This window comes from Pseudomonas sp. MF08831, assembly GCF_059862645.1.
The window spans coordinates 357,828-379,244 of sequence record NZ_JCBCUX010000003.1 but is presented as its reverse complement, the minus strand read 5'-3'; the positions used below and the strand labels follow the sequence as shown (position 1 = coordinate 379,244).

20 protein-coding genes are annotated in these 21,417 nt (G+C 61.3%); 13 read left to right on the top strand and 7 right to left on the bottom strand.

Annotation, left to right across the window (positions count from 1 at the left end; all coding sequences use genetic code 11):
- The first annotated feature begins 8 nt into the window (after positions 1 to 8).
- The 3 genes from AC19YS_RS07975 to AC19YS_RS07965 all read left to right on the top strand — a co-directional run bounded on the left by AC19YS_RS07975 (position 9) and on the right by AC19YS_RS07965 (position 2,060).
- Positions 9 to 1,094 carry a 5-(carboxyamino)imidazole ribonucleotide synthase gene (locus AC19YS_RS07975; RefSeq protein WP_106575907.1) on the top strand — a complete coding sequence of 362 codons (1,086 nt, stop codon included), beginning with the start codon at positions 9 to 11 and terminating at the stop codon, positions 1,092 to 1,094.
- A gap of 106 nt (positions 1,095 to 1,200) precedes the next feature.
- Entirely contained in the window at positions 1,201 to 1,446 is a 246-nt protein-coding gene (locus AC19YS_RS07970; protein ID WP_010168336.1) for a GlsB/YeaQ/YmgE family stress response membrane protein, read from the top strand.
- A gap of 77 nt (positions 1,447 to 1,523) precedes the next feature.
- Complete coding sequence (locus AC19YS_RS07965) at positions 1,524 to 2,060, top strand: DUF3299 domain-containing protein (protein WP_106575906.1); 537 nt, start codon at positions 1,524 to 1,526, stop codon at positions 2,058 to 2,060.
- Between the two features lie 119 nt (positions 2,061 to 2,179).
- On the opposite strand, the gene AC19YS_RS07960 is transcribed toward AC19YS_RS07965, so the two are convergent.
- Both AC19YS_RS07960 and AC19YS_RS07955 read right to left on the bottom strand, forming a co-directional pair.
- Positions 2,180 to 3,079: a D-hexose-6-phosphate mutarotase gene (locus AC19YS_RS07960; protein ID WP_500601394.1), complete on the bottom strand. Its 900-nt coding sequence runs from the start codon at positions 3,077 to 3,079 to the stop codon at positions 2,180 to 2,182.
- 57 nt (positions 3,080 to 3,136) lie between these two features.
- Entirely contained in the window at positions 3,137 to 3,541 is a 405-nt protein-coding gene (locus AC19YS_RS07955) for an acyl-CoA thioesterase (protein ID WP_003176975.1), read from the bottom strand.
- 454 nt (positions 3,542 to 3,995) lie between these two features.
- Between AC19YS_RS07955 and AC19YS_RS07950 the strand changes: the two genes are divergently transcribed.
- The 7 genes from AC19YS_RS07950 (at position 3,996) to AC19YS_RS07920 (ending at position 13,718) form a co-directional block, all read left to right on the top strand.
- Positions 3,996 to 5,285, top strand: coding sequence for an MFS transporter (locus AC19YS_RS07950; RefSeq protein ID WP_200624083.1), 1,290 nt, complete (start codon positions 3,996 to 3,998; stop codon positions 5,283 to 5,285).
- Between the two features lie 263 nt (positions 5,286 to 5,548).
- Positions 5,549 to 6,535 (top strand): phosphate ABC transporter substrate-binding protein PstS, encoded by a 987-nt coding sequence (locus tag AC19YS_RS07945; protein WP_106575903.1) that lies wholly within the window; start codon positions 5,549 to 5,551, stop codon positions 6,533 to 6,535.
- A 485-nt stretch (positions 6,536 to 7,020) separates the two neighbouring features.
- A complete protein-coding gene (locus AC19YS_RS07940; protein ID WP_200624195.1) occupies positions 7,021 to 9,054 on the top strand; it encodes an ABC transporter permease subunit in 2,034 nt (677 codons plus the stop codon).
- Positions 9,055 to 9,069: 15 nt separating this feature from the next.
- Positions 9,070 to 10,740, top strand: a complete 1,671-nt coding sequence (gene pstA, locus AC19YS_RS07935; RefSeq protein WP_448198594.1) for a phosphate ABC transporter permease PstA — start codon at positions 9,070 to 9,072, stop codon at positions 10,738 to 10,740.
- A 206-nt stretch (positions 10,741 to 10,946) separates the two neighbouring features.
- Entirely contained in the window at positions 10,947 to 11,780 is an 834-nt protein-coding gene (gene pstB, locus AC19YS_RS07930) for a phosphate ABC transporter ATP-binding protein PstB (protein ID WP_056860879.1), read from the top strand.
- Positions 11,781 to 11,891: 111 nt separating this feature from the next.
- A complete protein-coding gene (gene phoU / locus AC19YS_RS07925) occupies positions 11,892 to 12,653 on the top strand; it encodes a phosphate signaling complex protein PhoU (protein ID WP_053258703.1) in 762 nt (253 codons plus the stop codon).
- Positions 12,654 to 12,821: 168 nt separating this feature from the next.
- Positions 12,822 to 13,718 (top strand): response regulator, encoded by an 897-nt coding sequence (locus AC19YS_RS07920; RefSeq protein WP_106575900.1) that lies wholly within the window; start codon positions 12,822 to 12,824, stop codon positions 13,716 to 13,718.
- A 179-nt stretch (positions 13,719 to 13,897) separates the two neighbouring features.
- On the opposite strand, the gene AC19YS_RS07915 is transcribed toward AC19YS_RS07920, so the two are convergent.
- From AC19YS_RS07915 to phoB, 3 genes are all read right to left on the bottom strand, one after another.
- Positions 13,898 to 15,238: a hemolysin family protein gene (locus AC19YS_RS07915; protein WP_010207573.1), complete on the bottom strand. Its 1,341-nt coding sequence runs from the start codon at positions 15,236 to 15,238 to the stop codon at positions 13,898 to 13,900.
- A 269-nt stretch (positions 15,239 to 15,507) separates the two neighbouring features.
- Positions 15,508 to 16,794, bottom strand: a complete 1,287-nt coding sequence (gene phoR, locus AC19YS_RS07910) for a phosphate regulon sensor histidine kinase PhoR (RefSeq protein ID WP_500601497.1) — start codon at positions 16,792 to 16,794, stop codon at positions 15,508 to 15,510.
- A 134-nt stretch (positions 16,795 to 16,928) separates the two neighbouring features.
- Positions 16,929 to 17,618, bottom strand: coding sequence for a phosphate regulon transcriptional regulator PhoB (phoB, locus tag AC19YS_RS07905; protein ID WP_003195617.1), 690 nt, complete (start codon positions 17,616 to 17,618; stop codon positions 16,929 to 16,931).
- A gap of 153 nt (positions 17,619 to 17,771) precedes the next feature.
- On the opposite strand from phoB, the gene AC19YS_RS07900 reads away from it, so the two are divergent.
- Positions 17,772 to 18,152, top strand: a complete 381-nt coding sequence (locus tag AC19YS_RS07900) for a COG4315 family predicted lipoprotein (RefSeq protein ID WP_106575898.1) — start codon at positions 17,772 to 17,774, stop codon at positions 18,150 to 18,152.
- Between the two features lie 233 nt (positions 18,153 to 18,385).
- Here AC19YS_RS07900 and ubiA read toward each other — a convergent pair whose 3' ends face one another.
- Together ubiA and AC19YS_RS07890 are read right to left on the bottom strand one after the other, a co-directional pair.
- Positions 18,386 to 19,276 carry a 4-hydroxybenzoate octaprenyltransferase gene (gene ubiA, locus AC19YS_RS07895; protein ID WP_106575897.1) on the bottom strand — a complete coding sequence of 297 codons (891 nt, stop codon included), beginning with the start codon at positions 19,274 to 19,276 and terminating at the stop codon, positions 18,386 to 18,388.
- A complete protein-coding gene (locus tag AC19YS_RS07890; protein ID WP_119741104.1) occupies positions 19,276 to 19,839 on the bottom strand; it encodes a chorismate--pyruvate lyase family protein in 564 nt (187 codons plus the stop codon). Before AC19YS_RS07890 ends, ubiA begins: the two co-directional genes overlap by 1 nt.
- Positions 19,840 to 20,034: 195 nt before the next feature.
- Here AC19YS_RS07890 and AC19YS_RS07885 point away from each other — a divergent pair, with 195 nt between their 5' ends.
- Both AC19YS_RS07885 and AC19YS_RS07880 read left to right on the top strand, forming a co-directional pair.
- A complete protein-coding gene (locus tag AC19YS_RS07885; protein ID WP_003213373.1) occupies positions 20,035 to 20,202 on the top strand; it encodes a rubredoxin in 168 nt (55 codons plus the stop codon).
- A 36-nt stretch (positions 20,203 to 20,238) separates the two neighbouring features.
- Positions 20,239 to 21,387, top strand: coding sequence for an NAD(P)/FAD-dependent oxidoreductase (locus tag AC19YS_RS07880; RefSeq protein ID WP_106575895.1), 1,149 nt, complete (start codon positions 20,239 to 20,241; stop codon positions 21,385 to 21,387).
- Positions 21,388 to 21,417 lie beyond the last annotated feature (30 nt).

Sequence of the window (21,417 nt, the reverse complement as noted above, 5' to 3'; positions counted from 1 at the left end):
ATTGATTGATGAAAATCGGTGTAATCGGTGGCGGCCAATTGGGTCGCATGCTGGCCCTGGCGGGAACACCGCTGGGGATGAACTTCGCTTTCCTGGACCCGGCGCCGGACGCCTGCGCGGCGGCCCTCGGTGAACACCTGCGGGCTGACTACAGCGACGCGGATCACCTGCGCCAATTGGCCGATGAAGTCGACCTGGTGACCTTCGAATTCGAAAGCGTCCCAGCCGAAACCGTGGCCTTCCTGTCGCAGTTCGTACCGGTTTACCCGAGCGCCGAAGCCTTGCGCATCGCGCGTGATCGCTGGTTCGAAAAGAGCATGTTCAAGGACCTGGGCATTCCGACGCCGGCCTTCGCCGACATCCAGTCCCAGGCGGATCTGGACGCTGCCGTTGCCAGCATCGGCCTGCCGGCTGTGCTGAAAACCCGCACCCTGGGTTATGACGGCAAGGGCCAGAAAGTGCTGCGCACCGCCGCCGATGTGGTCGGCACCTTTGCCGAGCTGGGCAGCGTCGCCTGCCTGCTGGAAGGCTTCGTGCCGTTCACCGGTGAAGTTTCGCTGATCGCCGTGCGTGCCCGCGATGGCGAAACCCGCTTCTACCCGTTGGTGCACAACACCCACGACAGCGGCATCCTCAAGCTGTCCGTGGCCAGCACCGATCACCCGCTGCAGGCCCTGGCCGAAGACTATTCCAGCCGTGTGCTCAAGCAGCTGGATTATGTCGGTGTGATGGCGTTCGAGTTCTTTGAAGTCGACGGTGGCCTCAAGGCCAACGAAATCGCGCCGCGTGTGCACAACTCCGGGCACTGGACCACCGAAGGCGCCGAGTGCAGCCAGTTCGAAAACCACCTGCGCGCGGTGGCGGGCTTGCCGTTGGGCTCCACGGCCAAGGTCGGCGAAAGCGCCATGCTCAACTTCATCGGCGTTGTGCCGCCGGTTGAGCGCGTGATCGCGATCGATGATTGCCATCTGCATCACTACGGCAAGGCCTTCAAGGCCGGACGCAAGGTCGGCCACGCCAACCTGCGCTGCAAAGACCGTGCGACGCTGCAGGCCCAGATCCTCAAGGTCGAAGCGCTGATCGCCGAGCAATAACCCGAGGATCGGCGGGAACCATTGGTCACCGCCGTCTCTCTGATTGCAGGATGGCAAAGCCTGACTAGGCTTTGGCATGACTCACATTCAATCAGAGGGAAATGCCATGGGTATCATCGGAACCATCTTTATCGGCTTGATCGTCGGCCTGCTGGCGCGTTTCCTCAAGCCTGGCGACGACAGCATGGGCTGGATCATGACCATCCTGCTGGGTATCGCAGGTTCTCTGGTCGCCACTTACGGTGGTCAGGCCCTGGGCATCTACCAGGCAGGTCAAGGCGCAGGCTTTATCGGTGCGCTGATCGGCGCCATCGTGCTGCTGGTGATCTACGGCCTGCTGCGTAAAAAGTAATTAAGCGACAAAGCCCTCTGCGCTGCGCAGGCGCAGAGGGCTAGAATGCTCGCCACCTGTACTTGCCGAGCCTCACCATGCGCCGTCTTCTGTTGACTCTCCTCTTGCTGGGCTCTGGCCTGGCGCACGCCGGCGAACTGCCGGAAACCGACTGGCTTGACCTGATGCCGCTGTCGGACCAGAAAGCCCTCGAAGCCATGCCCGAGATCGACCACAACTCCCCCGAAGCCCAAGGCACGTTCACCGACAAAGGTGGCCTCAAGCAAAGCAAGGGCTTGCCGGCGGTGATGTATTCGACCAAGACCGTGGCCGCCATGAATGGCAAGAATATCCGCATCGGCGGTTACCCGGTGCCGCTGGAAACCGACGCCAAGGGCCGCAGCACGCTGTTCTTCCTGGTGCCGTACCCAGGCGCTTGCATCCACGTGCCGCCGCCGCCGCCCAACCAGTTGGTGCTGGTGCGCTATCCCAAGGGGTTGAAGCTGGATGACATCTACACGCCGTTGTGGGTTACCGGCACGTTGAAAGTCGAGAAGGTTAATAACGATTTGGCGGATGCGGCGTACGCGCTGGACGCGGGCAAGGTGCGGGCGGTCAAAGAGTCCGATCTTTAATTTGCCGCAGAACCCAATGTGGGAGCGGGCTTGCTCGCGAATGCAGGGTGTCAGTCAGCGCATATGTGGCTGACACACCGTATTCGCGAGCAAGCCCGCTCCCACATTTTTGATTGGGTTTACAAGGCGAGAGGGGTGATGCTTACGCCAAGCGTATGGCTTTCACCGGGCGCCAATGCCACCACATCATCCAGCACATTCGCCGTCTCGATGCACAGCATGCCCTGCCAGCCGTCATCGGCCATGTCGTCGAACGCCTTGGCGCGTTCGGTCCATGGGTTCCAGATCACGGTCGAGTTCGAGCCTTGGCTGGTGAGCTGGAGACGACGCTGCCAGTCTTTATCGACAATGCTCAACTGCGCCGGAGTATCCAGGTAGATGCGGTCGGTCTCGGCGATGAAGTGCAGCAGGCCGGATTGCTGTTTGTGGCTCCAGCCGTCGGCGGTGTCGATATAACCCAGCCCGTCCAGGCCTTCGACCTGCACATTGCGCACGTCGCTCACGGCGAAATAGGTGTGCAGCGCCTGGCTGAGGGTCACGGTGTCGGTGCCACGGTTGTGGCTGGTCAGGCGGATATGCAGTTGATCGTCCAGCAGCAGGCTCAGCTTCAGGTCGACCTGATGCGGCCAGCCGGGGAAGCCGCCCGCGGGCACCGGCAATACCAGATCGACGCGCAATGCATCGCCTTCGAGTTCGGTCGCGGCCAATTCCCACAGTGCCGTGCGCACAAAACCATGGGCCCCCGCGGGTTGGTCACTTTGGCGCATCGCCTTCACGCTTTGCGGGTTACGGTCGAATACGCCAAACCACGGCCAGCACACCGGCACGCCGGTACGAATGCCTTTGCCCTGTCTAAACACCGCCTCAGGGTTCGGCCAGATCACTGGCTGCTCGCCCTGGCGCTGGTAACTGAAGATGTGCGCGCCCTGTTGGGCCACCATCACTTCGGCGCCGTTGTGGCGGACGCGCCAGCAGTCCAGCTCGTCGATCTTCACGGTTTCAACGTGGGGCGTAGGCATAGCAGTGCTCTCTCATGGCAGGCAATGGGGCAATTGACCGTCAAAACCCGGCGATGTTTAACGCGCGCGCGATGGCACCGAGCGGGTACGGCCGCTGCCGTCGATGGCGACAAACACAAATACCGCCTCGGTCACCTTGCGCCATTCGCTGGACAGCGGGTCGTCGCTCCACACCTCGACCATCATCTGGATCGAGCTGCGGCCGATTTCCAGGGCCTGGGTATAGAAGGACAATTGCGCGCCGACCGCCACCGGCACCAGGAACGCCATGCGATCGATCGCCACCGTGGCGACACGTCCGCCGGCCACTTTGCTGGCCATGGCGGTGCCGGCCAGGTCCATCTGCGCGACCAGCCAGCCGCCGAAGATGTCGCCAAAACCGTTGGTTTCACGCGGGAGTGCGGTGATTTGCAGGGCGAGATCGCCTTGCGGGATAGGATCTTCTTGTTCGAGTTCGATCATGCCGAGGGTGCCTCTGACCCGTGACGCTTCATGGGTATTTCAAGTGGATAGCCGTCTCTGGAAAAACGTTTCAGCACCAACATACACCGCTCGATGCGTTTCTCGTAAGGCGTACTAAAGGGAAACTCTGCCAAATCGGCTGGATGGCACCCAACGACGTTTTGGCACAGCAGCCCCTCAAGACAGCGGGTTTGGCGCTTGCACGGGCCGAGTATATCGAGACGCTGGCGCCACGACGACCTCCCAGCGCTCATTTGGTCGGCAAATCCCGGCTGTAACGCGGCTTTTTCCTGCAACTGTGCTTCTGATGGCTAATAAAGGGAAGAAACGGGGAATAACGCGCGCCTGCGAACTGTTATTCGGTGGACGCTGTGCTTTTTCAAACGATTTGCTATCTTGCCAGACCCGCCGCAAGTCCCGGGCTTGCCGTCATTACTATAAGAGAACCCTCCCCATGTCCTCCGTGCCCGCAAGCAGCGCGCAACCGTCGCGCCCGCTGACCCGCAACGACTACAAAACCCTGTCGCTGTCTGCCTTGGGCGGGGCGCTGGAATTTTACGACTTCATCATTTTCGTGTTTTTCGCCACCGTGGTCGGAAAACTGTTCTTCCCCCTTGATATGCCGGAATGGCTGCGCATGATGCAGACCTTCGGCATCTTCGCCGCCGGCTACCTGGCTCGTCCATTGGGCGGCATCATCATGGCGCACTTTGGCGACCTGCTCGGCCGCAAGAAAATGTTCACGTTGAGCATCTTCATGATGGCCGTGCCGACCTTGATCATGGGCCTGCTGCCGACCTACGCGCAGATCGGCCTGTGGGCGCCGCTTCTGCTGCTGTTGATGCGCGTCATCCAGGGCGCGGCCATCGGCGGCGAAGTACCGGGCGCCTGGGTGTTCGTCTCCGAGCACGTACCGCCGCGCCACATCGGCTATGCCTGCGGCACCCTGACCAGCGGCCTCACCGCCGGCATCCTGTTGGGGTCGCTGGTGGCCACCGCCATCAACTCGCTCTACAGCCCGGAACAAGTGTCCGACTACGCCTGGCGTATCCCGTTCCTGCTGGGCGGCGTGTTTGGCCTGCTCTCGGTGTACCTGCGCCGCTGGCTGCATGAGACGCCGATCTTCGCCGAGATGCAGCAACGCAAAACCTTGGCCGCCGAGCTGCCATTGCGCGCGGTGTTGCGCGACCACCGTGGCGCCATCGTGCTGTCGATGCTGTTGACCTGGTTGCTGTCGGCCGGTGTTGTCGTGGTCATCCTGATGACCCCGACCGTGCTGCAAACCGTCTACCACTTCAGCCCGACCATCGCACTGCAAGCCAACAGCCTGGCCATCGTGACCCTGAGCCTGGGCTGCATCGCTTCCGGCGCCCTGGCTGATCGTTTTGGCGCTGGCCGTGTGCTGGTCATCGGTTGCCTGTTGTTGTTGGCAACATCGTGGACGCTGTACCACAGCCTGATCGATCACCCGAACTGGCTCTTCCCGCTGTATACCCTGACCGGCCTGTTTGTCGGGGTGATCGGCGTGGTGCCTTACGTGATGGTGAAAGCCTTCCCGCCAGTGGTGCGTTTCAGCGGGTTGTCGTTCTCCTACAACGTCGCCTACGCCGTGTTTGGTGGTTTGACGCCGCTGGCGGTGTCGCTGCTGATGAAGGAAAGCCCGATGGGCCCTGCCTACTATGTCGCCGTGCTGTGCGTAATGGGGATGCTGGTGGGTGGCTATCTGTGGAAGCGGAGGCGCTAGAACCTTGTGATGACGCTGTGGCGAGGGCACTCGCTCGCCACAGGGTTTATGGTTGGCCAACGATTACAGAGTGTTTCTGAAACACCGCTTCATGCGCTTCAACCTCCTCGCAAGTCCCGGATTTACTGATCTTTCCCCTTCCTGTCAGGTTTTTCACAAATGCTGGCCTTTCATCTAATTGTCACATTGCGGACATAGAGTGTTCACACGGCCTACCGATACTTGGCCCCGATCCAACTATCCCTATCTGCTAGGAGCAAGGCATGAAACTGAAACGTTTGATGGCGGCAATGACTTTTGTCGCTGCTGGCGTTGCGACCGCTAACGCGGTAGCCGCTGGTGTTGACCCGGCAATTCCGGCTTACGCCAAGACCACCGGTGTATCGGGCAACCTGTCCAGCGTTGGTTCCGACACCCTGGCTAACCTGATGACCCTGTGGGCTGAGTCCTATAAAAAGGAATACCCGAACGTCAACATCCAGATTCAGGCTGCCGGCTCCGCCACTGCTCCTCCTGCGCTGACTGAAGGCACCTCCAACCTGGGCCCGATGAGCCGCAAGATGAAGGACACCGAACTGGCGGCCTTCGAGCAGAAGTACGGCTACAAGCCAACCGCTATCCCGGTGGCTGTGGATGCCCTGGCCGTGTTCGTGCACAAGGACAACCCGATCCAGCACCTGACCATGGAACAAGTCGACGCGATCTTCTCCTCGACGCGTCTGTGCGGTGCCAAAGCTGACGTTAAAACCTGGGGCGACCTGGGTGTGACCGGCGACCTGGCCAACAAGCCGGTGCAACTGTTCGGTCGTAACTCGGTATCCGGCACCTACGGCTACTTCAAAGAAGAAGCCCTGTGCAAAGGCGACTACAAGCCAAACGTGAACGAACAACCAGGTTCGGCGTCGGTTGTGCAGTCGATCAGCTCCTCGCTGAACGGCATCGGTTACTCGGGCATCGGTTACAAAACCGCCAGCGTGAAGACCGTGGCCCTGGCCAAGAAAGGCAGCACTGACTTCATCGAAGACAGCGAAGAAAACGCCCTGAACGGCAAATACCCGCTGTCGCGCTTCCTCTACGTGTACGTCAACAAAGCCCCGAACAAGCCTCTGGCGCCGCTGGAAGCTGAGTTCGTGAAGCTGGTTCTGTCCAAACAGGGCCAGGAAGTTGTCGTCAAAGACGGCTACATCCCGCTGCCAGCCAAAGTGGCCGCCAAAGCCCTGGCTGACCTGGGTTTGAAAGAAGGCAACTAAGCCTGCGATACCTGGTGTAGATGCATGCTTTTTTGTGGAGCGGGCCCTGCCCGCGATGCTGGCGACACGGTGTAGCGTTGAAACCGTATTGATGCCATCGCGGGCAAGCCCGCTCCCACATTAACCGTCTACACCCCTAATTTTTTAGTCCGCTGCCAGCTCTGCTCCGCGGCGGATTTCTTGCGTCACTGCATTGTCATCTTTCTGTCATACAGGATCGCTAGGGTGTGCGCATGAATGATCTGGCCAATTCCACCATGACGACGACTTCTCCCCCCAAGCGCATTGATTTCAATACGCCTGAGCTGCAACGCAAGCGCCGCATTCGCGCGCTCAAAGATCGCCTGACCCGTTGGTACGTGTTGATCGGCGGCCTCGCCGTCCTCGGCGCCATCACCCTGATTTTCTTCTTTCTTGCCTACGTCGTCGCGCCACTGTTCCAGGGCGCCTCGCTGACCAAGGAAGATGCGCTGACGCCCGCCTGGATGCAGGACGCCGGCAAGCCGTTGATGATCTCCCTCGAAGAGCAGAACCAGGTCGCCATGCGGGTTTCCGACAAGGGCCAGGCGCTGTTCTTTGATGTGGGCACCGGCGCCGAGCTCAAGCGTGTCGATTTACCGCTGCCCGCCGGTGCCAGTGTTGCGTCCATTGGTGAAGACCAGCCGGGCAGCCCGCTGGTGATCCTGGGTTTGTCGAATGGCCAGTCCCTGGTGTTCCGCCACACCTATAAGGTGTCCTACCCGGATGGCAAGAAAACCATCACCCCGGCGATTGAATACCCTTACGGCGAAACGCCGATCGTGCTCGACGAGCAGGGTCGCCCGCTGGAGCACGTCGCACTTAACGCCACCGATTCCTCGCTGGTCGTTGCCGGTTCCGCAGGTTCCTACTTGAACGTGCTGAGCCTGAGCCGCGAAGAAAACATGATGACTGGCGAAGTCACCAGCGAGCAGAAGCGTATCGAGCTGCCGCAAATGACCGAGCCGGTAAAGGCGATCTTCATCGACCCACGCCAGCAGTGGCTGTACGTGATCAACGGTCGTGCCCTTGCCGACGTCTTCAGCCTGCGCGACAAGAGCCTCAATGGTCGCTACAAACTGCTCGAAGACGGTAATGCCGAGATCACCGCCAGCACTCAGCTGGTGGGCGGTATCTCGCTGATCCTGGGTAACTCCAAAGGCGGCCTGGCCCAGTGGTTCATGGCCCGTGACCCGGACGGCGAGCAACGCCTGAAGCAGATCCGTACCTTCCAGATGGGCACCGCGCCCATCGTGGAAATCACCGCTGAAGAACGTCGCAAAGGCTTCACCGCCCTCGACGCGTCCGGCAAGTTCGGCGTGTTCCACAGCACCGCGCACCGCACGCTGCTGGTCGACCCGGTGGTCGATGGCCAAGGCGTGTTCGGCCTGTCGCCACGCGCCAACCGCGTCATCGTCGAAGCCGGCGGCAAGCTGCAACCGCTGCTGCTGGACAACCCGCACCCGGAAGTGTCCTGGAGCGCGTTGTGGAGCAAGGTCTGGTACGAAAACTACGACGAGCCTAAATACGTCTGGCAATCGACGGCCGCCAACACTGATTTCGAACCCAAGATGAGCCTGGCGCCGCTGACCTTCGGTACCTTGAAGGCCGCGTTCTACGCCATGCTGCTGGCTGCACCGCTGGCCGTTGCTGCGGCGATCTACACCGCCTACTTCATGGCCCCGAGCCTGCGCCGCAAGGTCAAGCCGGTGATCGAACTGATGGAAGCGATGCCGACGGTGATCCTCGGCTTCTTCGCCGGCCTGTTCCTGGCGCCGTATGTCGAAGGGCACTTGCCGGGGATTTTCAGCCTGCTGATGTTGTTGCCGATTGGCATTCTGGTCGCCGGCTTCGTGTTCAGCCGCTTGCCTGAGTCGATCCGCCTGCGCGTTCCGGATGGCTGGGAAAGCGCGATCCTGATCCCGGTGATCCTGTTTGTGGGCTGGCTCTCGCTGTACATGAGCCCGTACCTGGAAACCTGGTTCTTCGGCGGCGACATGCGCATGTGGATCTCCCACGACCTGGGCATCACCTACGACCAGCGCAACGCACTGGTGGTCGGCCTGGCCATGGGTTTCGCGGTGATCCCGAACATCTACTCCATCGCCGAAGACGCCGTGTTCAGCGTGCCGCGCGGCCTGACCCTGGGCTCCCTGGCCCTGGGCGCCACGCCATGGCAGACCATGACCCGCGTCGTCATCCTGACCGCCAGCCCGGGTATCTTCTCGGCGCTGATGATCGGCATGGGCCGTGCGGTCGGTGAAACCATGATCGTGTTGATGGCCACCGGTAATACGCCGGTGATGGAGATGAACCTGTTCGAAGGCCTGCGCACACTGGCGGCCAACGTCGCGGTGGAAATGCCCGAGTCGGAAGTCGGCGGCAGCCACTACCGCGTGCTGTTCCTCTCGGCGCTGGTGCTGCTGTTGTTCACCTTCATCATGAACACCCTCGCCGAGCTGATTCGTCAGCGTCTGCGCAAGAAATACTCGTCGCTTTAAGAAAGGTAGAAGTCTGTGAAACAGAACTCCCTGAATGGATGGTTCAAGAGCGGCGCCCCCGGCGTCTGGATCAGCGGTGGCGCGGTGTCCATCGCGGTCATCATGACCATTGGTTTGCTGGCCGTGATCGCCGTGCGTGGCTTGGGCCACTTCTGGCCGGCTGACCTTATCCAAGCCAACTACAACGTGCCGGGCCAGGAAAACCACATCGTCATCGGCGAAGTGGTGCAGAAAGAAGAAGTGCCGCGCGAGCGCCTGAAAAGCGCTGGCCTGCCGGTGCCCGACCAAGGCCCGGAATTCATGACCCGCGAGCTGATCAAGGTCGGCAACCGCGACCTGAACGGCAACGACTTCACCTGGATCGTCGGCGAGTGGCTCAAGGACCAGACCAAGCCGGCCAACCTGATGGCCATCGAACGCCGTGAATGGGGCAACTTCTACGGCACTCTGGTCAACGTCAAACAGGACGGCAAGGTCATCGCCGAAGGCGCGGCCGCGTGGCCGGAGCTGCAGGCCCGCGTTGACCGCGTGAACAAGCTGGCGGCGCAACTCAAGAGTCTGGAAAAAACCGACATCGGCGCGATCAACGCCGGGCTGGAGCGTATCCGCCTGCACGGTCGCAAGCTGGAGCTGGAAGGCAAGCTCGACGCTACCGCCCAAGCTGATATGGACTCGGACCGCGCAGAACTGAACAACCGCTACAAGGACATCGAAGCGCGCCTGGCGGACCTGCACACGCAGTTCAACCGCGACAGCCTGACGGCGCGCGACGCTAACGGCAAAGAAGTGGAAATCGGCATCGGCAAGGTGGTGCACGCCTACCAGCCGAACGCCATGGGCACGATGACCAAAATCGGCTTCTATTTCAGCAAGGTCTGGGAATTCCTCAGCGATGACCCACGGGAAGCCAACACCGAAGGCGGGATCTTCCCGGCGATTTTCGGCACCGTGATGATGACCCTGATCATGGCGATGATCGTGACGCCGTTCGGCGTACTGGCGGCGGTGTACCTGCGCGAATATGCCAAGCAGAACACCCTGACGCGGATTATCCGCATTGCGGTGAACAACCTGGCGGGCGTACCGGCCATCGTCTACGGCGTGTTCGGCCTGGGCTTCTTCGTGTATGTGCTGGGTGGCTCGGTTGACCGTCTGTTCTTCGCCGAAGCCCTGCCGGCACCCACGTTCGGTACGCCGGGCCTGCTCTGGGCCTCGCTGACCCTGGCGCTGCTGGCGGTGCCGGTAGTGATCGTGGCCACCGAAGAAGGCCTGGCGCGGATTCCCCGCACCGTGCGCGAGGGTTCGTTGGCACTGGGCGCGACCAAGGCAGAAACGCTGTGGAAGATCGTGCTGCCGATGGCCAGCCCGGCGATGATGACCGGCATGATTCTCGCCGTGGCCCGCGCCGCCGGTGAAGTGGCGCCGCTGATGCTGGTGGGTGTGGTGAAACTGGCGCCGTCGCTGCCGGTGGACGGCAACTACCCGTACCTGCACCTGGACCAGAAGATCATGCACCTGGGCTTCCATATCTATGACGTCGGCTTCCAGAGCCCCAACGTCGAAGCTGCGCGGCCGTTGGTCTACGCCACCGCCTTGCTGCTGGTGCTGGTGATCGCCACGCTCAACTTGTCGGCGGTGTGGATCCGTAACCACCTGCGCGAAAAATACAAGGCGCTGGACAGCTAATTGAAGTGAACGCGTACTAAATGTGGGAGCGGGCTTGCTCGCGAATGCGGTGTATCAGAAACACTTGGGCTGGCTGACAGACCGCATTCGCGAGCAAGCCCGCTCCCACACTGAACCGCGCCGGACACAGATTTGAGATAAACCGCCAGGCCCAATCATGGGGCCATCGGTTCAACGAAACGAATTGGTAGCACAGGGAGCATCCCATGCAACACGAAACCCACACCCACGGCATTAACATGTCGGCCCTGGGTCGCGACAAGCAGAGCCTGAGCCTGGCCCAGGAAACCGTGGCCATCGAAGTGCCGGGCCTGAGCCTGTACTACGGTGAGAAGCAGGCGCTGTTCGACGTCAGCATGAACATCCCCAAGCAGCGCGTGACCGCCTTCATCGGCCCGTCCGGCTGCGGCAAGTCGACGTTGCTGCGCACCTTCAACCGCATGAACGACCTGGTCGACGGTTGCCGTGTAGAAGGCGCGATCAACCTCTACGGCACCAACATCTACCGTAAGGGCGAGGACGTGGCCGAGCTGCGCCGCCGGGTGGGCATGGTGTTCCAGAAGCCCAACCCGTTTCCCAAGACCATCTACGAAAACGTGGTCTACGGCCTGCGCATTCAGGGCATCAACAAAAAACGCATCCTCGACGAGGCCGTTGAATGGGCGCTTAAAGGCGCGGCACTGTGGGATGAGGTCAAGGACCGCCTGCACGAGTCGGCCCTCGGTTTGTCCGGCGGCCAGCAGCAACGTCTGGTGATCGCCCGCACCATCGCCGTGGAGCCGGAAGTGCTGCTGCTCGACGAACCCTGCTCGGCACTCGACCCGATCTCCACATTGAAAGTCGAAGAGCTGATCTACGAACTGAAATCCAAGTTCACCATCGTCATCGTGACCCACAACATGCAACAGGCGGCGCGGGTTTCCGACTACACCGCGTTCATGTACATGGGCAAGCTGGTGGAATTTGGCGACACCGATACCCTGTTCACCAACCCGGCGAAGAAGCAGACCGAAGACTACATCACCGGTCGCTATGGCTAGCCCCAGCTGCACGCCGCACGTTTCAAGCGGCAAGTAAAAGCAGTTTGATCAACGACACACATCAGCTTGCAGCTTGTAGCCTGCGGCTTACAGCTTTTGCGGAGCAAACCCATGATTAGCAAAGAAGGCCTTACCCATCACATCTCCGCGCAGTTCAACGCCGAGCTTGAGGAGGTGCGCAGCCACCTCCTGGCGATGGGCGGGCTGGTGGAGAAGCAAGTCAACGACGCCGTCACCGCGCTGATCGAGGCCGACTCGGGCCTGGCCCAGCAAGTGCGTGAAATCGATGACCAGATCAACCAGATGGAACGCAACATCGACGAAGAATGCCTGCGCATTCTGGCGCGGCGCCAGCCGGCGGCGTCTGACCTGCGTTTGATCATCAGCATCTCCAAGTCGGTGATCGACCTGGAGCGCATCGGTGACGAAGCCACCAAGATCGCCCGTCGCGCCATCCAGTTGTGCGAAGAAGGCGAAGCGCCGCGCGGTTACGTGGAAGTGCGCCACATCGGCGACCAGGTGCGCAACATGGTGCGCGATGCCCTCGACGCTTTTGCCCGCTTCGACGCCGAGCTGGCATTGTCGGTAGCGCAGTACGACAAGACCATCGACCGCGAATACAAGACCGCACTGCGCGAGCTGGCGACCTACATGATGGAAGACCCGCGCTCTATCTCGCGGGTCTTGAACATCATCTGGGTGCTGCGTTCGCTGGAGCGTATCGGCGACCACGCGCGCAATATCTCGGAACTGGTGATTTACCTGGTACGCGGAACCGACGTGCGGCACATGGGCCTCAAGCGCATGAAAGCCGAAGTTGAAGGCACAGCCGATCAAATCCCTAATGTTCCGGGCGAATCTGACGATAAGTAAGGTTGCCCGAGAAATTAACGCCCGGCCTTTGGTCGGGCGTTTTCGTTTGCGGCATCTGAATTTTTTGCGCGGCAGGAACAATAAAGTCCTTCTGTGATCCGCGAGTTTTGGCAAAATGCCATCAGTCAGGCGTTTTGCGTGCCGAAGTTTTTATAGGATGAAGGGTCGATGAGTAAAGTCAGTGTATTGGTGGTGGACGATGCCTCGTTTATCCGCGACCTGGTGAAGAAGTGCCTGCGCAACTACTTTCCGGGGATCAAGATCGAAGATGCGGTGAACGGCAAAAAGGCGCAATCCATCCTGATGCGCGAGACCTTCGACCTGGTGCTGTGCGACTGGGAAATGCCCGAGATGTCAGGCTTGGAGTTGCTGACCTGGTGCCGCGAGCAGGCCCATCTCAAAGCCATGCCGTTCGTGATGGTGACCAGCCGTGGCGACAAGGAAAACGTGGTGCAGGCCATTCAGGCCGGCGTCTCCGGCTACGTCAGCAAGCCGTTCACCAACGAGCAATTGCTGAACAAGGTCAAGCAGGCCCTGCACAAGATCGGTCGCCTCGACGCGCTGATCGCCAGTGCGCCGACCAAAATGAATTCGGCTTTTGGCAACGACTCCCTGAGCGCCCTGACCGGCGGCAAGCCTGAAGCCGTGAAACCGGCGCCGGTGGCTGCGCCAAGCAAAGGCCTGCTCAACAGCCCGCCGGTGCAAACGCCAGCGGCATCGCCGGCCGGCGGCCGTGGCCAAGGCCAGCTGCGCCTGTCCAGCGGCACCCAGCAATGCGTGATCAAAGCACTAAGCATCAAGGAAGCGCTGCTGGTGGTGCGCCGTGGTGAAGTCCTGCCGCAGGTACTGGAAAGCGCGGTGCTCGACCTTGAGCAAGGCGACAACGCCGAAGTGGCACGCCTCAACGGCTACCTGCACGCCGTCGTCGCCTACGAGCCCAAGCCCGACAGCGACTGGCTGCAGCTGACCTTCCGGTTTATCGACCAGGACGCGCAGAAACTCGACTACATCTCCCGCCTGATCGCACGCGGCACGGCGCAGAAGCACTTCGTGCCGGGTGCGTGATCACAGCGCAGACGCTGTCGATAAACATCACACACTAAATGTGGGAGCGGGCTTGCTCGCGAATGCGGACTCTCAGTCATTGAATGCATCGACTGAACCAGCGCTTTCGCGAGCAAGCCCGCTCCCACAGGTTGATTTTCATTGTTTGGCCGAAGGTGCACGGCCATCACCTTTGCAGATCAATCCAGCAACAGCACCTTGGCCAGCACGATCTTGGGCCCTTTCATCTTCTTGATGATGATGCGCAAGCCTTCAACCTCCAGCACTTCTTCCTCTTCCGGCACGCGTTTGAGGGTGTCGTAGATCAGCCCGGCGAGGGTTTCGGCTTCGATGTGGTCCAGGTCGACGCCCAGCAGGCGTTCCACCTTGAACAGCGGCGTGTCGCCACGCACCAGCAGTTTGCCCGGTTGGTAGGCGAGAATGCCGCGTTCGGCCTTGCGGTGTTCGTCCTGGATATCGCCGACCAGCACTTCCAGCACGTCTTCCATGGTCAGGTAGCCGATGATCTTGCCGTCGGCTTCCTCTACCAGAGCAAAGTGCGCGCCGCCTTTGCGGAACTGCTCCAGTAACTGCGACAACGGCATATGGCGCGATACGCGCTCCAGCGGGCGGGTCAGCTCGGCCAGGTTGAACGACTCGGGGATGTGGTCCAGAGCCGCCAGTTCCAGCAGCAAGTCTTTGATGTGCAGCAGGCCGACAAACTCGTTGCGCACCGCGTCATACACCGGGTAGCGGCTGAACTTGTGGCGGCGGAACAGCGCGAGGATTTCCTTGAGCGGGGCGTTGAAGTCGAGGGTGACCAGGTCTTCGCGAGAGTTGGCCCAGTCCACCACTTCCAGTTCGCCCATTTCCACGGCGGAGGCGAGTACACGCATGCCTTGGTCGCTCGGGTCCTGGCCACGGCTGGAATGCAGGATCAGCTTGAGTTCTTCACGGCTGTAATGGTGCTCATGGTGCGGGCCAGGCTCGCCTTGGCCGGCAATACGCAAGATGGCGTTTGCGCTGGCGTTGAGCAGGTAAATCGCCGGGTACATCGCCCAGTAGAACAGGTACAACGGCACCGCGGTCCACAGCGACAGCAACTCGGGTTTGCGGATGGCCCAGGATTTAGGCGCCAATTCACCCACCACGATGTGCAGGTATGAGATCACAAAGAAGGCGGCAAAGAACGACACGCCCTTGATCACTTCCGGCGACTCTACGCCCACCGCGCCCAGCAACGGCTCGAGGATATGCGCAAAAGCCGGCTCACCGACCCAGCCCAGGCCCAGGGAGGCCAGGGTGATACCCAGCTGGCAGGCCGACAGGTAGGCGTCGAGCTGGCTGTGCACGGTGCGCAGGATCTGCCCGCGCCAGCCATTCTTGTGGGCGATGGCCTCGACCCGGGTGGCGCGCAGTTTGACCATGGCGAATTCCGCCGCAACGAAGAAACCGTTGAGCAGTACCAGGATCAGTGCAAAAAGAATCATGCCGAAGTCGGCGAAGAGTGTGGCGAGGGTGATACCAGGGGAAGGGTCCATGATGGGGTTTTGCAGGTTCCGTGTGTTCAATAAGGAGTGACAGAAGGGCCTGAAAGGCAGGCGCAAGTCGGCCAATGTAGCGGCTGACGGGGCGCTTGCCTAGTGCCCGCTGCCGGGCGGGGCAAGGAATGCGTTCCTGGAAACGATGCAAGTCCAGTATGGGAGCTGGCTTGCCTGCGATAGCGGACTGTCAGTTGGCGTATTTTCAGCTGACCCACCGTCATCGCAGGCAAGCCAGCTCCCACACTTAACCCAGCGTCGCTTTCGGGTTATTCATCTGTGCCGATCATCCGCGAACGCGTCACCTGCGTCGGCGGAAAGTGGCAGGTAAACGTGCTGCCATGCCCCAGCACACTGCTGATTTCCAGCCGTGCGCGATGGCGCAACAGCACATGCTTGACGATGGCCAGGCCCAGCCCGGTGCCGCCGGTGTTGGAGTTGCGGCTGGAGTCGACGCGGTAGAAGCGCTCGGTCAGGCGCGGCAAGTGTTTGGCGTCGATGCCGATGCCGGAGTCCTGCACGCTCAGGTGTGCGCCGTGTTCATCGGCCCACCAGCGAATGCGGATATTGCCCTTGTTCTGGGTGTACTTCACGGCGTTGAACACCAGGTTGGAAAACGCGCTGCGCAACTCGCCCTCGCTGCCTTTGAGCAGCACCAGCGGGTCGGCGTCCAGGCTGATCTGCTGCCCGCGCTCGCCGGATAGCGCCTGGGCGTCATTCTTGATGGTCTGCAATAGGCTCTGCACAGCGACGGGATGGTTGTCCGACGGGTAATCGGTGGCCTCAAGCTTGGCCAGCAACAGCAGGTCGTTGAGCAGGGTCTGCATGCGCGAGCCCTGTTGCTGCATTTGCTGCAGGGCGCGGCTCCAGCGCGGGTTGATCTCGTCGACGTTGTCCAGCAGCGTCTCCAGGTAGCCGCAGATCACCGTCAACGGCGTGCGCAGTTCGTGGGAGACGTTGGCGACGAAGTCTTTGCGCATCTGTTCCAGCTGGTGGATGCGGGTCACGTCGCGCACCAGCATCAGGTGCTCGTTGTTGCCGTAGCGCGTCAGGTACAGCTGGATGCGCACGCGGTCATTGGTGGGCGAGGGGATTTCCAGGGCCTCTTCGTAATTGTCCTGCTCGAAGTATTCCTTGAAGCGCGGGTGGCGCACCAGGTTGGTCACCGGCTGGCCGCTGTCCTGGGGCGTCTTGAGGCCCAGCAGGGTTTCGGCGGCGCGGTTCCACCATTCCAGGTTGCCGTCGCTGTCGAGCATGATCACCGCGTCCTTGAGTGCGGCGGTGGATTCCTGCACCCGGTCGATCACCGCCTGCAGGCGCCCGCGAACCCGTTGGTCACGACGTTGCAAGTGGTAGATGCTGTCGAACACCTCGCCCCACAGGCCGTAGCCGTCAGGCGGTGCTTCGTCGGGTTTGTGCTGGCGCAGCCATTCATGCAGGCGCAGCAGCTGTTTGAGGGTCCAGCCCAGGTACAGACCGATGCCGACGGCCAGGCTCCAGCCGTATTGGCCGCTGACCAGGCCGACCACCAGGCAGCCGGTGATCAATAACAGCATGTGGCGGATCAGGGTGCCATGCCAGTTCTGGTTCACAATCGGTCCTTCGGACAGTGAAAATTTTCAGGCTGCAAGCTTCAAGTCAGAGCGGATGGGCTTCAACTCCGCTTGTAGCTAACTGCTTTTAGCTGCTTTCAACCTTTGGTTGAAAACCGATAGCCGGTGCCGCGCACGGTTTGTACCAGATTCTCGTAGGCGTCGCCCAAGGCTTTGCGCAGGCGGCGGATGTGCACGTCGACGGTGCGCTCTTCCACGTACACATTGCCGCCCCACACCTGGTCCAACAGTTGGCCACGGGTGTAGGCGCGTTCCTGGTGGGTCATGAAAAATTGCAGCAGACGGTATTCGGTCGGGCCCATCTCGGCTGGCTTGCCATCGATGGTCACGCGGTGGCTGATCGGGTCCAGGATCAGGCCGTCGACTTCGATCGGCGCTTCGCCATCGGTAGGGCCAGCACGGCGCAGCACGGCCTTCAGGCGGGCAACCAGCTCGCGTGGGGAAAATGGCTTGGTGATGTAGTCATCGGCGCCGACTTCCAGGCCCTGGATCTTGTTGTCCTCTTCGCCTTTGGCCGTGAGCATGATGATCGGGATGTCCCCGGTCAGCTCGTCACGCTTGAGGCGGCGTGCCAGCTCGATGCCGGAAGTGCCGGGCAGCATCCAGTCCAGCAGGATCAGGTCCGGCTTGCGGTCGACGATAATGGCATGGGCCTGCTGGGAGTTCTCCGCCTCCAGGCAGTCATAGCCGGCCATTTCCAACGCAACGGCGATCATCTCGCGAATGGGCGCTTCGTCGTCAACGATCAGAATGCTCCTGCCAACCATGCCTAAATCCTCTTGTCATTTAACTGTCTTGCGCCGCATTAGATAACGGAATTATTGCAGTCGTGTGACAGTAATTTAGTCGCTTGGGCAATTCTCGGCACTCTGGACTACCCTTTGGGTCCGAATCCTGACAACCACAAAAGGAAGGTTCCGATGACTCACAGTACTTTTTCCTGGAAAGCCCTGCTGGTAACGGCCGCGTTGACGCTGCCGACACTGGCGTTTGCGGCGGAGCCGGCGATGACCAAAGACGGCATGCTGGTGGACCACAAGGGCATGACGCTCTACACCTTTGCCAAGGACTCGGGTGACAAGTCCATGTGCAACGACAAGTGCGCCACCAACTGGCCGCCGTTGATGGCCGAATCCACCGACAAGCCGATGGGCAAGTGGACCGTCATCACCCGTGATGATCAAAAAAGCCAATGGGCCTACAGCGGCAAGCCGCTTTACACCTTCGTGATGGACAAGAAGGCCGGTGACATGACCGGTGACGGCAAAATGGACGGTGCCTGGAAGGTCGCCAAGCCCTGACCACCTAACGGCCAGCGAGCTGGTTGTGGCGAGCAGGCCGGTTAAAGCAACGGGCTTGTCGTGGGGTGAGGGCCTGTCGTGGCGAGCGGACTTGCCCCGCGTTGGGCTGCGAAGCAGCCCTGAAACCTGACGCCTCGGTCTCTGTGACAAAACACAGTGGCCCTGAGAGGGGCCGCTACGCGGCCCAACGCGGGGCAAGCCCGCTCGCCACAACAAGCCGGCTCGCCACAGGGTCAACGAAACGCGTAATCCGCCACGATCCCGACAAAAATTGCCAAGCCGGCCCAGTGGTTGTGCAAAAACGCCTTGAAGCATTTCAGCCTGTCCTTGTCGCGGGTGTACCAGAACTCCCAGACAAAGCAGCCTGCCGCCGCCAGCAATCCCAGGTGGAACCAGCCGCCCAGCTCGAACCGCATACCCGCCAGCACCAGGCAGACCAGCGACAAACCTTGCAACGTGAGGATGATCACGCGGTCGGCATCGCCGAACAGAATGGCAGTGGATTTCACGCCGATCTTCAAGTCGTCGTCGCGGTCGGTCATCGCGTAATACGTGTCATAGCCCACCGTCCACAACAGGTTGGCGATGTACAGCAGCCACGCCGTGGCAGGCAGGTGACCGGTCTCAGCGGTGAACGCCATCGGCATGCCCCACGAAAATGCCGCGCCCAGTACCACTTGCGGGTAATAGGTGTAGCGCTTCATGAACGGGTAGCTCGCCGCCAACGCCAGGCCGCCGAGTGACAGCAGGATGGTGGTGGCGTTGGTCAGCAACACCAGCAGGAAGCTGATGCCCATCAGCACCGCAAAAAACACCAGCGCCTCTTTGGAACTGATCTTGCCGCTCACCAGTGGGCGTTGTTCGGTGCGTTTCACGTGGCCGTCGACCTTGCGATCGGCCCAGTCATTGATCACACAGCCACCGGCGCGGGTCAGCACCACGCCGAGCACGAAAATCACGATATTGAGCAAGGACGGCGAGCCCTTGCCGGCAATCCACAGCGCCCACAGCGTCGGCCACAACAGCAGGTAAATGCCGATAGGCTTGTCCATGCGGGTCAACTGAATGAAATCCCAGGCCCTGGGGTTCAGGTGGTTCAGGGATTTGAGCAGACGTTGATACATCAGCAGTTCTCCGCACGGTCATGCAACGCCTGCCAGAAGCCCGGCAGGAAAATTTCCGCCACCAGCACGCTCAGCGACCCGCGATCAAAGCGCGAGCGGCGTCCCCACAACCCGTCGGCCTGATCCGCAGTCGGCAGCCATTGCCGTGGGTAGTGACACACCTCGATGGCCTGGCGGGTGAAAGCGTGGTCGCAAAACAGCAACTCGCCCAGCGAACGGCTGCCCAGTTCGTCCATGTGCAGCCCGTCGCCTTGCAAGGCACTGCGCGCCGCCACGCTGCGCGCGAACACCCACGGCTGACCATGGCCGCGCAGATACACCTCGCGCACCCAACCGACAGTGGCCGGGGCCAGGTTCAGCGCCGCGCATTCATCGTCGCGCAGCGGTTGCCAACCTTCGAACAGCGGCGTCACGCTGAAGCCATCGTCGGACAGCCCCGTCAGCCGGCGCGTCAGCGAGCCTTCGTCGAACAGCCAGTCAAGGGTCAAGGGCGCGGGCAGTGGGCTCAGGAGGCTCTGGGTCAGCCATTGGCAAGCATCGGGACGGGCGATTGAGTGCGGCACGGTGAGTCAGTATTGGCAGCAAAAGAGGCGGCGAGCTTACCATGGCATCCTGAGCTTTTGCCGGGCTGAACCGGCCGTTTGCGCCGAACATGCTTGCATCTGCCGGCTCCGATCAGTACAAAACGCCCTGAGCCGCACGGCAACGTTGGTCTATCGACCGTCGGCCAAGATGCCTGGACCCTGAGGAAGCAAGTAATGAAGAAGTGGCAATGTGTAGTCTGCGGCCTGATCTATGACGAAAAAGATGGCTGGCCGGATGACGGTATCGCGCCGGGCACCCTGTGGCAGGACGTTCCGGAAGACTGGCTGTGCCCGGACTGCGGCGTGGGCAAAATGGATTTCGAAATGATCGAAATCGGTTAATCATCGATTTTTGAAATGTACTTCAAGGAGAAAGGAATGAACGCACCTGTCGTGATCATCGGCACAGGATTGGCCGGTTACAACGTGGCCCGGGAGTTTCGCAAGCTCGACAGCGAGACCCCGTTGCTGCTGATCACCGCAGATGACGGGCGCTCCTACTCCAAGCCCATGCTCTCCACCGGCTTTGGCAAGAACAAGGAAGCCGACGGCCTGAGCATGGCCGAACCGGGCGCCATGGCCGAGCAACTCAAGGCCGAAGTGCGCACCCACACCCGCATCAGCGGCATCGACCCGGGCCACAAACGCCTGTGGATCGGCGAGGAAGCGGTGATCTACCGCGACCTGATCCTGGCCTGGGGCGCAGAAACCGTGCGTGTCCCGGTCGAAGGCGACGCGGCTGAGCTGATTTTCCCCATCAACGACCTCGAAGATTACGCACGCTTTCGTGCCGCCGCCGCCGGCAAACGCCGGGTGCTGCTGCTCGGCGCCGGGCTGATCGGCTGTGAGTTCGCCAACGACCTGATCCTTGGCGGCTACGAAATCGACCTGGTGGCGCCGTGCGAGCAGGTCATGCCGACCCTGCTGCACCCGGCGGCAGCCGCTGCCGTGCAGGCCGGGCTGGAAGGCCTTGGCGCGCGTTTCCACCTGGGCCCGGTGCTCAACCGCCTGCAGCGCACGGCTGACGGCCTGGAGGCGCACCTGTCCGACGGTGAAGTGATTCACTGCGACCTGGTGGTTTCGGCTATCGGCCTGCGCCCACGGGTGGACCTCGCCGCCGCCGCCGGCCTGCAAATCAACCGTGGAATCATGGTCGACCGCCACCTCAAGACTTCCCACGCCAACATCTACGCGTTGGGCGACTGCGCCGAGGTCGATGGCCTGAACCTGCTCTATGTGATGCCGCTGATGAGCTGCGCCCGCGCCCTGGCCCAGACCCTGGCCGGCAACGCCACGGCCGTGAGCTACGGGCCGATGCCGATCACCGTGAAAACCCCGATCTGCCCACTGGTGGTTTCGCCACCGCCACGCGGCACCGAAGGCGTGTGGAGCGTCGAAGGGCAGGGCGCCGACATCAAGGCCTTGTGCCGCGACGCCAGCGGCCGCCTGCTCGGCTACGCGCTGACCGGCAGCGCCGTGATGGAAAAACTGGCCTTGAACAAAGAACTTCCGCCGTTACTGGCGTAAATACCGGTCGTTCTGTCGGAATCAGCACGT

Bases quoted from the DNA above. Each gene is read 5' to 3' on its own strand.
- AC19YS_RS07975 (WP_106575907.1), top strand. From the start codon at position 9: ATGAAAATCGGTGTAATCGGTGGCGGCCAATTGGGTCGCATGCTGGCC.
- AC19YS_RS07970 (WP_010168336.1), top strand. From the start codon at position 1,201: ATGGGTATCATCGGAACCATCTTTATCGGCTTGATCGTCGGCCTGCTG.
- AC19YS_RS07965 (WP_106575906.1), top strand. From the start codon at position 1,524: ATGCGCCGTCTTCTGTTGACTCTCCTCTTGCTGGGCTCTGGCCTGGCG.
- AC19YS_RS07960 (WP_500601394.1), bottom strand. From the start codon at position 3,079: ATGCCTACGCCCCACGTTGAAACCGTGAAGATCGACGAGCTGGACTGC.
- AC19YS_RS07955 (WP_003176975.1), bottom strand. From the start codon at position 3,541: ATGATCGAACTCGAACAAGAAGATCCTATCCCGCAAGGCGATCTCGCC.
- AC19YS_RS07950 (WP_200624083.1), top strand. From the start codon at position 3,996: ATGTCCTCCGTGCCCGCAAGCAGCGCGCAACCGTCGCGCCCGCTGACC.
- AC19YS_RS07945 (WP_106575903.1), top strand. From the start codon at position 5,549: ATGAAACTGAAACGTTTGATGGCGGCAATGACTTTTGTCGCTGCTGGC.
- AC19YS_RS07940 (WP_200624195.1), top strand. From the start codon at position 7,021: ATGCAGGACGCCGGCAAGCCGTTGATGATCTCCCTCGAAGAGCAGAAC.
- pstB (WP_056860879.1), top strand. From the start codon at position 10,947: ATGCAACACGAAACCCACACCCACGGCATTAACATGTCGGCCCTGGGT.
- phoU (WP_053258703.1), top strand. From the start codon at position 11,892: ATGATTAGCAAAGAAGGCCTTACCCATCACATCTCCGCGCAGTTCAAC.
- AC19YS_RS07920 (WP_106575900.1), top strand. From the start codon at position 12,822: ATGAGTAAAGTCAGTGTATTGGTGGTGGACGATGCCTCGTTTATCCGC.
- AC19YS_RS07915 (WP_010207573.1), bottom strand. From the start codon at position 15,238: ATGGACCCTTCCCCTGGTATCACCCTCGCCACACTCTTCGCCGACTTC.
- phoR (WP_500601497.1), bottom strand. From the start codon at position 16,794: ATGCTGTTATTGATCACCGGCTGCCTGGTGGTCGGCCTGGTCAGCGGC.
- phoB (WP_003195617.1), bottom strand. From the start codon at position 17,618: ATGGTTGGCAGGAGCATTCTGATCGTTGACGACGAAGCGCCCATTCGC.
- AC19YS_RS07900 (WP_106575898.1), top strand. From the start codon at position 17,772: ATGACTCACAGTACTTTTTCCTGGAAAGCCCTGCTGGTAACGGCCGCG.
- ubiA (WP_106575897.1), bottom strand. From the start codon at position 19,276: ATGTATCAACGTCTGCTCAAATCCCTGAACCACCTGAACCCCAGGGCC.
- AC19YS_RS07885 (WP_003213373.1), top strand. From the start codon at position 20,035: ATGAAGAAGTGGCAATGTGTAGTCTGCGGCCTGATCTATGACGAAAAA.
- AC19YS_RS07880 (WP_106575895.1), top strand. From the start codon at position 20,239: ATGAACGCACCTGTCGTGATCATCGGCACAGGATTGGCCGGTTACAAC.